The organism is Sutcliffiella tianshenii (assembly GCF_016908565.1).
In the GTDB taxonomy this organism is placed as follows: domain Bacteria; phylum Bacillota; class Bacilli; order Bacillales; family Bacillaceae_I; genus Sutcliffiella_A; species Sutcliffiella_A tianshenii.
Genome location: NZ_JAFBED010000001.1, coordinates 23,907 through 35,367 on the forward strand (window position 1 = coordinate 23,907; position 11,461 = coordinate 35,367).

Here is an 11,461-nt window from a genome sequence, read left to right on the forward strand (position 1 = left end):
GATTCAAAAAGGAGACAGCGCTGGCTGCCTCCTTTTTTTCTATCATTTACACAAATTCTTTGATATCGTATACCCTTCCATTCTCCATTCCATCAGACCTAATCAAATCCAGCATCTTTTGCGCGACAAAGCCTGGTGAACGCAGCTCCCCTTTTTCGTGGTAGTTCTTGAAAACCTCTACATTGGTGAAGTCTTCCTTATCAGCTTGCCTGATGGTCCCCTGCATATCCGTATCCATGATTCCTGGTGAGAATGAGATGATGGTTGCGGGATTGGTCGCCGTCCCCTGCTCATGTCCGACAGATTTTGTGAACATATCAACCCCTGCTTTTGTCGTACCGTATGTATTCCAGCCGTAAATAGGACGATTGGCCGCCCCTGAGCTGATGTTGACTATCACTTTTTTACAATCCCAATCTCCCGTCAGCTTTAAAAATTCGTTTGTTATGAGCATAGGTGTGAGGAGGTTTAAGTGGATACTTTTCGTCATAAGTTCCGGGTCAGATTTTCCTGCAGGTTTGATGGGATCAACCATTCCGGCATTGTTGATGAAAAATACACTTTCCGCCTTTTCTTTATTGATGGAACCTATGATACTCTTGACCATGCCAGGGATCTTATTATGATTGCTAAGATCTTCATTAAGAAAACGCAACGATACTCCTGCTTCTTTAGCGTGCCTCACCAACTCTTCGTTCTCGTTTCTTGCGATGAGGATCAACTCGTTGTTTTCCTTTAGAAGAAGCTGCGCAGTTGCTTCCCCCAAGCCTTTGGAGGCACCTGTTATGATAAAAACGTTCAATTTTCATTCCCCCTTATTTTTACCAGTCTATATAATGATGTGGCTATTTGCCAGCCATCCGACCTGCGATTGCCCATTTTAAAAGGAACCAGATTTACCAAGCCGACCCAAGAGCTAAATAGGATAAATAAATGCAATAGTAGAAAGTCATATTCGCTTAGGAGTGGAAGCACCATAAGAATGGAGGCTATATTGAACAATGGACCACCAAGCGAAATGAAAGCAACTTCTACAGGAGACAGCACCCCTTCCCTGCTATTGGTCGAATATCCTCCGAGGAATACAAGATAATGAACTCTGTAACGGATGGAAGCATGAGAAAAATGGAACCACTCCGGCCCGATCCCGAGAACGATTTCCGTTTCCTTGATGCCGAACAGCTTGGCAAAAAGAACATGTCCCATTTCATGAATCAGATGGACGATTGGAACTATAAATAAGAAAAACAGCACAATTTCCCACATCAAATTGATAACCCTCTTTATTAAATGCCTTTAGTTACATTTATTATACATGACTTGATGATGAAGTTTGTGATGGGATGTGAATGAAATAAGAAAAAACCTGACCAGCAACTGCCGGTCAGGCATTTTATCATTTTTAAAGAATATCCAACCAGATCTTCACGGTTGTCGCTAAAATCAGAAGTGCCAATGTCCACTGCAGCACTTTTGTGTTCATCTTCTGCCCAAGCTTTGCGCCGATCGGGGCAGCAATGATACTTGCAACCACCATCACGATTGCCGGTATCAACAACACTTGACCTGTAGTGATTTTCCCCACTGTACTGCCTATGGAGGAAATAAACGTAATGGCAAGAGATGTGGCGATGGTCATCCTTGTAGGGATCTTCAGCACCACAAGCATGATCGGAACGAGAAGGAACGCACCAGCCGCTCCAACAATTCCGGAGCCGATCCCGACAATGAATGCCAGTATTGCGGCAACGGCCTTATTGAATGTCACCTGATCGAATGGAATATCATCTATACCTTTTTTAGGGATAAACATCATAATAACAGCAATCAGAGCTAATATTCCATACACCACGTTAATAGAATCCTCATTCATAAAGCCGGAGCCATACCCACCGATGAAGCTTCCGAGCAGGATGCTGACACCCATATAGATGATCAAATCCTTATTCAGGAAGCCGCCTTTTCGGTATGCCCAAACACCCGAAATGGTTGCAAAGAACACCTGAACCGCACTCACACCTGATACCTCATGGGCCGTCAAAGCGGTCAATCCTAGCAATGGTGGAATATAAAGCAGCATCGGATACTTAATGATCGACCCGCCAATCCCGACCATCCCGGAAACAAATGATCCCACAAACCCAATCGCAAACAACGTCACAATCCACATTAAATCAAACTCCATCATTCATTCCCCTCCTTCTGTTCGAGCTGTACGAGATGATGCATGAAATTCCTGCCGGGGTCTGGCCCCTCACAGGAATTTCATCTCATTGTCATCACTCTGTAATCTTATCCGTGTACGGCACAGCGGTTTGGACCGATTTCCATGTCGCGCTGTTCGTCGTCTGATGGGTTGATTTTACCCATGTTAAGTTCACGGATTTGTTGGTATGCATTCGGCTGTGGAGGAAGGTTTTCGGAAACCAGCTTGCGGAATTCCTCTTCGTCCTCGATGTTCAATCCAGCGTTGTTTGCAAACAGATCGCCTAAGCGAGCTGCCACAAGACCGCCTTCGCCTACTTCTGACATGTTCCCGAAGTGTGCAGGTAGAACCACCAATTCCTCTGAAAGCTCTTTATAGCGTGCATATAATGTTTCACGAAGATCTGCCACCCAGTCCTCCGCTTTCCCTGCAAGATCAGGTCGGCCGATGGATTCCACGAACAGGATGTCCCCACTTAATAGGAAGCGGTCATCCACTACAAAGGATGTACTTCCGATCGTATGGCCCGGTGAGTAGATAGCTTGAACCGTCACTTTGGTAGAACCAACAGTAATTTCTACACCGTCTTCCAGCTTTTCATAAGCAAATGTCACTTCTTCTGCATCTTTCGGAGGCAACCAGTATGTTGCATTTGTTGCTTCACGAAGCAAACGTCCACCAGAAATGTGATCGGCATGTAAGTGAGTATCCGCAACATGCACAAGCTTCAACCCTTTTTCTTCGATGAAAGATACATATTGATCAACCATGCGAGTGGAATCGATGATCATCGCTTCTCCATCAGACTCTACAAGGTAGGATAAGCAGCCTTTTCCGATACGTACGAATTGATACAATGTTCCGCCGTCAGCCAAGTCAGCCACCTTCACCGGCTCCAAGTACTCACTCCAAGCCTTCATTCCGCCTTTTAGATAGGATACATTCTTCACTCCGGCTTCCACGAGCATTTCACCAACAAATACAGAAGAGCCTTCTTTTGCACAAACTACAAGAACATTCTCAGCCGGAATATCTCCTAAGATTTCTTCCACGCCTTCCATAAGATCGAAATAAGGAATATTCTTATGCTTTACAGAAGCGCCTTCGATTTTCCAATCAGCAAATGCATCTTCATTACGTACATCCAAAATAAATAATGGCTCATTGTTTAAGATCTTCTTCGTTACTTCTTTTGCAGTCATTGCGTTTAACATGAGTAAATACCCCCTATGGTATAATTTTAGTTAAAAAAATTTATGCAGTAGGACCTTCCCACTTGGACATCCCAGGAATGACATTAATAACATTAGTAAAGCCTTTTTCTGTCAACTTTTGAGCAGCCAGATCACTGCGGTTTCCTGTACGGCAAATGATAAACGTTTCTTTTGTTTTATCTAAGCTTTCCGCTAACATTTCCAATTCACCAAGTGGCATGGAAACAGCACCAGGAATATGGCCGAATGCATATTCTGCAGGCTCGCGCACATCAATGACTGTTACATCATCGTTTAATTTTGCTTGTAGCTCATCATTGCTTGCTGTATGCGGGTGCTTCTGTTCCTCTTTTTCTTCTTCAGAACGTGCCTTACGGATGTAATGCTTCAGCACATCGCCTTCTTCCATCGTACCTAAATACTGATGGCCCACTTTTTCTGCCCAAGCAGCAATATCCGCCTTGGAGCCTTTATCTGTTGCCAATACTTCCAAAACTTCTCCAGCTTCTATCTGGTCGATTGATTTTTTTGTACATACGATTGGCATTGGACATGCCAATCCTTTTGCATCAAGCGTTAAATTTACTTTCATCTATAAACAGCTCCCTTGCCAGAATTATTTTACTTCGCCTTCCCAATCAAGCATACCGCCAACCATGTTCGTAACATCAAAGCCATGTGCTTCCAAAAACATCGTAGCTTGAGCGCTTCTGCCACCTGAACGGCAAACGATGATATGCGCTTTCGTTTTATCAATATCCTGCGTGCGGAACTCCAATAAGCTTAAAGGGATGTTGGTTGCTACAGGGATCTTGCCTGCAGCTACCTCTTCCGCTTCTCTTACATCTATGATTGAAACTTCCTCACCGGCAGCGAGCTTTTTTTCTAATTCTTTCGTAGAAATTTGCTTCATGACAGTTTCCCCCTTTATTTTTTACCAGGCGTTCATGCCGCCCTTTACATTTGCAACCTTTGTAAAACCAAGCTTTTTCAGCTTTTTGACCGCTGCATTGCTGCGCATGCCGCTTTGACAGATGACCACTACCTCTTTTTCTTTAGATAGCTTACCTGTCTCTGTGTGCAAGGTAGCGAGCGGGAGATTCTTGAACTGCTTAATATGATTTCCCTTGAACTCCATCGGTGTGCGTACATCAATGAATTGCTTGTTCTTATCGTTCAGTTCCTTTTTCAGATCAGCCGTTGTAAGCTGCCTTACTCCGGAAGCTGGTTTCATTTTCAATATAATAAATACTATGATTGCTCCAATCAGAACGTATTGAATGATTTCCATCGAACGTTTCACATCCTATATGAATAAGTTGACATTACCTTCGGATGCATCCGCTAAATATGCTCCTACTCCTGCATACTCAATTCCTTCAAGCATCTCTTCATGCTTCAAGCCTAATAAGTCCACTGTCATCTGGCATCCAACCAATTTCACGTCCAGATCTTTCGCCAATTCAATCAAGTTAGGAAGAGACTCTACATTATGCTTTTTCATGATTCCCTTGATCATTTTTGGACCCATTCCTGCCATATGCATGTTGGACAAACCTAATCTGTTAGCTCCACGTGGCATCATCTTGCCGAACATTTTTTCGATAAAGTTCTTCTTCACAGGCACAAGCTCATCCTTACGCAAGGCATTCAATCCCCAGAAAGTATGGAAAATCGTCACCTCATGATCGTATGCTGCTGCACCAGTTGCAATAATATAAGCGGCCATTGCCTTATCATAATCTCCACTGAATAATACGATGGTTGTTTTCTTTTTTTCGATTGTCATAGGTTAAATTCCTCCTTAGGCTTTCTTGATATAGAATGTGAATACGTCTTGCTCTTCTTTCATGTCCACTAATTCGTTACCTGTAGATTTGGACCATGCAGCCAAGTCTGTTTTAGCACCTTTATCTGTTGCAATCACTTCCAAGATCTCACCAGAGTTCAATTCGTTTAACGCCTTCTTTGTTTTTACTAATGGCATCGGGCAAGCTAATCCTTTAACATCTAATACTTTGTTTGCATTCATTTTTAATTTCCTCCTTGAGTGTTGGTTTAATATTTTCACCCATATACCTAGCGGGGTATATTTCTGATTAAAAAAATATAATTGCTTCGAATACCGCCAGGGGTATTAAAGCTTGTAAAAAAAATATCTTGTGTACATTGTATACCCCATAGGGTATTTTGTAAAGCAAAAAATTTTACCATCTCGTTATACCCTGTTGGGTATTTATCAGGGTAATAATATACCCGTACAGGTATACTATCAAGCATCTATGCTTTTGTCAACATGTTCGTTGTTATCTGCTTTTAATAAGAAGATCTACGGCTTGTTTCACAACTTCACTAGTATCTTCACCGTTGATTACATTCTGGCGGACGCATTGTTCAAGGTTTGTGCTGACAATGACGCCAATCGCACGGTCAATCGCCGTTTTAGCTGCATTCAACTGCGCTACCACATCGCGGCAATCCTCGCCCTGCTCCATCATATGAAGCACCCCGCGAATCTGGCCCTCAGCCCGCTTCAAACGATTCTTCACTTGGGAGTTATACTCCATAATCCTAACACCTCCTATATAACCTGAATGAGGTATGCCCTCACTCGCAGCTTCCATGTCCTTATAATATACCCCCATAGGTATTTTGTCAACACCTGAGATTTGATTCCAGTAAGGAAGCAAAATAGGGAGTGAACTTAAGGAGTGAAAGTAAGAAAAAATAAGGGGCCAGACCCCGGCAGGGATTTTGATTTACACGTCGAACGCTTTTTGTTATTTTGGATGTATGTTAGTTGTTTTATGTATGGAGGCGGATGTATGAAGTATAAACGGAATGAGCCGTTTCGATATGAATTTTGGATGCCGGTGCGCGTTAATTTTTATATCAGCAGGATCAATGGAAAAACGACCGCCTCTTCCGAAGGGGAGGGCAGGGTGCTCGATATCAGTCCGAGCGGTTTAAGGATGCAGACTTCCCTAGACATCCCTTCCAATCAGGATGTTGAGCTGACGATGCATATGACCATAGGCAGCAGGGAAATCGCCCTCATCGGTAACATTGTCTGGCAGAAGAAAGTCTTCCCATCTTTTCAATATGGGGTGGAAATGATTTCAGATGCATTTGAAGACCAGATCATTTATGCGTTAAAGGAATTCCAGAAACAGCACCGATCTAATAATGGTAATGATAAATAAGAAAGAGCGTCTCCTCCATTTCAAATTGGAGAAAAACGCTCTTTTTTTATTTTACCTTAACCACTCCAGGTATCTGTTCCAAAAAACGCTTGGCCATCAAGATTCCCTCTTGCGTCTTTTTCAGATCTCCGCCCCAAATCGGGTCTTCATGCTCGATACTGATTACACCGTCATACCCCACGTCCTGAAGCTCTGAAATGAACCTGTTCCAATCAAGCTCCCCAAGTCCGGGAAGGCGATATCGCCACCAGCTGAAGTCGGTGAGGAATCCGACTCGCTTCAATCGGTCCGCATCTATTTCCGTATCCTTTGCATGCACATGAAAGATTTTGCTTCCGAACACTTTAATAGGAAGATAAGGATCAATAAACTGCCAGATCAGATGGGAAGGGTCATACGCCAGCCCGACATATGGTGAGTCCAACCGTTTAAAAAGCTGGCTCATCAGCTCAGGTGAAATCGCGATATTCCCCATCAACGGACAGTTTTCAAAAGCGATTTTGACATTTTCCCTCTCCGCCAGCTCCACAATCTCTTCGAAAAAAGCTTCTACTCGATCTAAGCTATTCTCAGGCTTGGAACGGATGGCGTCGTAGCTATCATAGCGATCACCTTTGGCACTGTCCGAAATTCCGGTGGAAGTGACAACCGTGGGAATACCGAGTTCCCCCGCCTTTTTTATTCTTGTCATCAGTTCCTTGCGATGCCCGGCAGCAATTTCTGCATCTTCACTTAGGAAATTCCGGCAGTATGTCAAAGCGGCGATATTGATATTCCCATCTGTAACCACCCTCTCCAGGTGGTCAAAAGGAATGTTCGGTCCTATTTCCAGATGTCCGATTCCTTGCTGCAAGGACCATTCTACTATTTTGTTTATATCTGTTATCCCATGATGCACAATCGAATTCGTCAAATAACCGAGTTTCATCTGATCATCACTCTTTTTCTTTTTTTGACTTTCTAAACACCGCTGTTGATTTCCGCACTAGGCTGCGCTTTCCGCGGGGCGGTGCTGGAGCCTCCTCAGGCTTCGCCTTGCGGGGTCTCCAGCCTACCGCTATCTTCCCGCAGGAGTCTTCGCCTATTGCTCCAATCAACAGCTAGACGTAAAGGCGTTTTATGATAGCACCTATTACTTATTTATCGAAACAGTAAAGATGCTCTCCAATAAAGCGATGCTTGCAGCACCTATTATTCCTTGCTGATCTCCTAGAGCGGTGGTGGTGATTTCCACCTTCCTCTTTCTTGCCAAAAAGGAGTCGGCATTGGCCTTTTCCCTGATTTCCAAAAGCAGCGGCCCATCTTCCCGGGCCATGTCACCACCAATGACAATCTTCTGGACGTGAAACATATTAATGAAGGAAGAGAGTACTACCGCAATTTTCCCTCCTGCCGAGCGAAGGGCTTGCACTGCGTCGGCATCACCATTCCGGCATGCCTCCAACACACTGGTAATCGAATCCATGTTAAGCTCATGCACCACAGCTTCCTCTGAGGCATAACGCTCCAAGCAGCCTTTGTTGCCACACCAGCAAGCTTTCCCACCCGGCTGATAGGTCATATGCCCGAATTCACCTGCACCTGTTGTTTCACTGCGATAGAGCTGATCTCTTAGGAAAAGTCCCGAGCCTATCCCTTGTCCGATGTAAACACATAAGAAGTCCGATTGGTTCTTACATGCACCAAACATTTTCTCCGCTAAGGTCATGGCGCGGACATGGTGATCCACATATACAGGAAGATTGAAAGACCTAGAGAGCAGTGCCTCAATATCAACATTCTCCCAGCCAAGATGCTCCGCTTCCAAAATCCTTCCACTTTCATAATCCACCAGGCCGACAGATCCCACGCCGATGCAGGAAACAGGGAGTGCTTTGTTCTCTTGCAAAAAGCTCTCTAATTCCTTCGTCAAAAGCTCCAAAAAGTCGTCCTGACCAATGGTTGCAGGGAGATCAAAGCTTGTGGACTTCAGCACTTTGCCTCTCAGGGTAACAATGCCGAGTTCCACACGGTCACTTCTGATATGTACACCTGCGACCCTTTTTTTCTCTTCATTTAATCCGAGGACAACCGTTTTGCGTCCCGCCCTTTTCAGTTCGCTGACACCATTTCCAAGCTCCACCACATAACCGTACTCCATCAGCTCGTTGACGATATTGGTGATGGTGGCAGGCGTCAGCTTGGTGAAGGCTGCGATTTCCTGTCGGGTTGGCGCCTCGAGCCTCAGAAGTGTTTGGAACACGAGCGTTCTATTCAATTGTTTCGTTCTTAACGTATTCTGACCGATAAATGACATTTTCTAAATCCCCTTTTCCTTGGTAGCTCAGGTGTCAGGTAGGATTGTACGGCAAGGAGGATGCTCCTGCACTCTTACTACTCAGGGGTTTGAAAAGTTAACCTGCCAAGTATGGTTCCTTCTATAATCCTACCTTACATAATCGAAGTTCATGCGCCCCGTCTGCTCTTGTATATTCATAATAATACCATATATGTCCGTCATGGATAATGGCATCCACATAGCGCACAGCCTTCTTCAAGTTCGTTTCAAGGACAGGCCCCTCCACATTTATTTTTGCAAAAGTCTTCAGGTCGGCAGTTACAGCCAGAGCTACCTTTTCCTCGTAATTCTGCTCGACCCCGACACTTCCATCCCAAAGGACAGTGTAGGTACCTTCAAAAGGAATGATTGTGGTCACCCGGGATTGGTATTGATCCCATCCAGCTTCACTTACAGGGAGCACTGTATGCTTCCATTCAAAGTTCAATCCATCGCTGCTTACTGCAAGTCCTGTAGGTGCAACGGCAAGCCCGGTATTATGGACGTCGCCTGTACCATGCATACCGTTTTCCTCCGCTCCCTTCAGTCCTTCGGCATAAACGAAATACATATAATACATTTCCTCGTGCTTCATGATATAAGGATCTTTGACACCCTCCACTCCCTCTCGGTCGGAAGCCGTCAATACTTTCTGGCGTTTTTCCACATCAAAAGATGCAGGCGTCTCAGCTTCCACTACGTCTATTCTCCAGCGGTTGTCAGCCGGATCGACGTAGCTGATATACAGTCTGTATAGATCATCCTTCACCTTAACAAGAGAGGAACGCTCGATCGAACTGGAATTTAATTGCTTTTTATGCAAGCTCCACACATCCGTGAAGTTTTCGCCGTCCTTGCTGCTTGCTATCCTCACTTCAAAGCCACGCTCGTTTTCCCCATGGCCTCGCGGGTTTCTTAAGCGATAGTATAAATAGAAGGTTTCATCCTTTTCATCAAAAAGAACCGTCGGAGCTCCTGCCCAATAGCCTGTTTCGTTTCCAAGAGGTGACACCACTGCCTTCCCTTCCTCGGGATTGAATAGTGGAGCCAATTTTATTTGATTTGTCATTACTTCTATTTTCGTCATTCTTCATTCTCCTCACTGTCATTCTTTTATATTTCTGATATCTTAACTCTTCTGCCCTGCTCGCTCGAAAGGACTGCTGCATCAATGACCCGTGCCATTGCTGCCCCATAAGCGAAGGAAAGCTCGTGTTCTTTTCCAAAGGCTATTGCCTCAAAAAACTCCTTGTACTGTTTTCCACGGGCCAAACCGGAAAATTTGTGCTTTCCCTGAAAATCCACCCGTTCTGCTTCGGCAGCCCACGAACCGTCTTCTGTCCTGTTTCGGAAAAAGACTTCTCCCTGCTGATTCATCGAAACTGCACCTTTTGTTCCCACGATTTCCAGCCCGTCTCCTTCCGGCGGCAAAAGTCGTGAATTATTCAGTGTACAAATAGCACCATTTTGAAGCTTTAAAATGACAGCAGCGAGGTCGTCATTCGTGACAACCCCTTTTCCTTCATCAGCCTTGCGATATGGGATATATGTCGCAAGCTCAGCCTGGACCTCCTGGATTGGCCCACAAGCTTCTTGCAGGAAAAAGTGGATCAAATCCACTTGATGGATGCCAAAATCTGCGACTGCACCAGGTCCCGAAGTCTCCTTGTTCATACGCCATTCCATCCCCACATTGGGGTTTCCGATCCTCCAGCCCCCGAGCTTATGCCGATAGGAAAAGATTTCGCCCAATCTTCCGTCCTCGATGATTTCCTTGATAAGCTGTGCATAAGGATGATAGCGGTATTGCATGCCCATATAATTTACAATCCCTGCATTTTTTGCTTCCTCGGAAAGAATTCTGGATTCGTGATAATCAATCGAGAGCGGCTTTTCGCATAAAACGTGTACCTTCCGTTTCATTGCTTCCCTTGCAATGATTCCATGCGATAGATTGTCGGTGCAGATGGTGATCGCATCCACCTTTTCAAACACTTCCTCCAAGCTAGAACAGATGATGCTCTCTGATAGATTGTTCCTTTCCGTCCACCGTTTGGCATTTTCATACTTGATATCATAGATTGCCGTCAGTTCCCACTCCGCAACTGCCTGAATCCCTTTAAGGTGGTCCGTCGCCACTCCAATTGTTTGGCCTGTCCCAATAATCCCAATCCTTAAACCCATGACCATTCACCTCAATCCTCATGACTTATTAAAATATACATAATTGATTAATTCATTAAATTTATTTTAATTCAAACATCTCATTTACTCAATAATAATTTTATCTTATTTCCCTCTCCACTGGTTATCTATGGTTATTGATGATGAAGATACATTTCAATAAAAACGTTTCAACAACAAATGAAATATGATACTATTACTCTGTAAATACCCAATTAAATACTATGTAATAAAAGGAATTATTTTCTGTACTATTATCAATGTTAAGCGAAACGTTTCAACTTCTTTCTTTTGTAAGCGCTATTATTAGGGTGCCACATTCGGGGTCAGAGTGTGA

Annotated in this window: 15 protein-coding genes; 1 reads left to right on the forward strand and 14 read right to left on the reverse strand. The window is 44.3% G+C overall.

Annotated elements, in window-relative coordinates; all coding sequences use genetic code 11:
- Nucleotides 1-46: 46 nt before the first annotated feature.
- The 10 genes from JOC95_RS00145 to JOC95_RS00190 form a co-directional block, all read right to left on the reverse strand.
- Nucleotides 47-802, reverse strand: a complete 756-nt coding sequence (locus JOC95_RS00145; RefSeq protein WP_204412332.1) for a (S)-benzoin forming benzil reductase — start codon at nucleotides 800-802, stop codon at nucleotides 47-49.
- Entirely contained in the window at nucleotides 799-1,266 is a 468-nt protein-coding gene (locus JOC95_RS00150) for a site-2 protease family protein (RefSeq protein WP_239582671.1), read from the reverse strand. Before JOC95_RS00150 ends, JOC95_RS00145 begins: the two co-directional genes overlap by 4 nt.
- 136 nt (nucleotides 1,267-1,402) lie before the next feature.
- Nucleotides 1,403-2,185 (reverse strand): sulfite exporter TauE/SafE family protein, encoded by a 783-nt coding sequence (locus tag JOC95_RS00155; protein ID WP_204413372.1) that lies wholly within the window; start codon nucleotides 2,183-2,185, stop codon nucleotides 1,403-1,405.
- Between the two features lie 107 nt (nucleotides 2,186-2,292).
- Entirely contained in the window at nucleotides 2,293-3,420 is a 1,128-nt protein-coding gene (locus JOC95_RS00160; protein WP_204412334.1) for an MBL fold metallo-hydrolase, read from the reverse strand.
- Nucleotides 3,421-3,460: 40 nt separating this feature from the next.
- Nucleotides 3,461-4,012: a sulfurtransferase TusA family protein gene (locus JOC95_RS00165; RefSeq protein ID WP_204412335.1), complete on the reverse strand. Its 552-nt coding sequence runs from the start codon at nucleotides 4,010-4,012 to the stop codon at nucleotides 3,461-3,463.
- A 24-nt stretch (nucleotides 4,013-4,036) separates the two neighbouring features.
- Nucleotides 4,037-4,333, reverse strand: coding sequence for a rhodanese-like domain-containing protein (locus JOC95_RS00170; RefSeq protein WP_204412336.1), 297 nt, complete (start codon nucleotides 4,331-4,333; stop codon nucleotides 4,037-4,039).
- A 21-nt stretch (nucleotides 4,334-4,354) separates the two neighbouring features.
- Nucleotides 4,355-4,711, reverse strand: coding sequence for a rhodanese-like domain-containing protein (locus JOC95_RS00175; RefSeq protein ID WP_204412337.1), 357 nt, complete (start codon nucleotides 4,709-4,711; stop codon nucleotides 4,355-4,357).
- Nucleotides 4,712-4,726: 15 nt separating this feature from the next.
- Nucleotides 4,727-5,209, reverse strand: coding sequence for a DsrE/DsrF/DrsH-like family protein (locus tag JOC95_RS00180; RefSeq protein ID WP_204412338.1), 483 nt, complete (start codon nucleotides 5,207-5,209; stop codon nucleotides 4,727-4,729).
- Nucleotides 5,210-5,224: 15 nt separating this feature from the next.
- Nucleotides 5,225-5,452, reverse strand: a complete 228-nt coding sequence (locus tag JOC95_RS00185; RefSeq protein ID WP_204412339.1) for a sulfurtransferase TusA family protein — start codon at nucleotides 5,450-5,452, stop codon at nucleotides 5,225-5,227.
- A 274-nt stretch (nucleotides 5,453-5,726) separates the two neighbouring features.
- Nucleotides 5,727-5,987, reverse strand: coding sequence for a metal-sensitive transcriptional regulator (locus tag JOC95_RS00190; RefSeq protein WP_204412341.1), 261 nt, complete (start codon nucleotides 5,985-5,987; stop codon nucleotides 5,727-5,729).
- Nucleotides 5,988-6,245: 258 nt separating this feature from the next.
- Between JOC95_RS00190 and JOC95_RS00195 the strand changes: the two genes are divergently transcribed.
- A complete protein-coding gene (locus JOC95_RS00195; protein WP_204412343.1) occupies nucleotides 6,246-6,623 on the forward strand; it encodes a PilZ domain-containing protein in 378 nt (125 codons plus the stop codon).
- A 46-nt stretch (nucleotides 6,624-6,669) separates the two neighbouring features.
- On the opposite strand, the gene JOC95_RS00200 is transcribed toward JOC95_RS00195, so the two are convergent.
- The 4 genes from JOC95_RS00200 to JOC95_RS00215 form a co-directional block, all read right to left on the reverse strand.
- On the reverse strand, nucleotides 6,670-7,551 hold the full coding sequence (locus tag JOC95_RS00200) for a sugar phosphate isomerase/epimerase family protein (protein ID WP_204412345.1): 882 nt from the start codon (nucleotides 7,549-7,551) through the stop codon (nucleotides 6,670-6,672).
- Between the two features lie 204 nt (nucleotides 7,552-7,755).
- Complete coding sequence (locus JOC95_RS00205) at nucleotides 7,756-8,919, reverse strand: ROK family transcriptional regulator (protein WP_204412347.1); 1,164 nt, start codon at nucleotides 8,917-8,919, stop codon at nucleotides 7,756-7,758.
- 121 nt (nucleotides 8,920-9,040) lie between these two features.
- A complete protein-coding gene (locus tag JOC95_RS00210; RefSeq protein WP_204412349.1) occupies nucleotides 9,041-10,027 on the reverse strand; it encodes a glycoside hydrolase family protein in 987 nt (328 codons plus the stop codon).
- Nucleotides 10,028-10,053: 26 nt separating this feature from the next.
- The gene (locus tag JOC95_RS00215) at nucleotides 10,054-11,124 is read right to left on the reverse strand and encodes a Gfo/Idh/MocA family protein (RefSeq protein WP_204412351.1); all 1,071 of its coding nucleotides are present in this window, start codon (nucleotides 11,122-11,124) and stop codon (nucleotides 10,054-10,056) included.
- Between the last annotated feature and the right edge of the window lie 337 nt (nucleotides 11,125-11,461).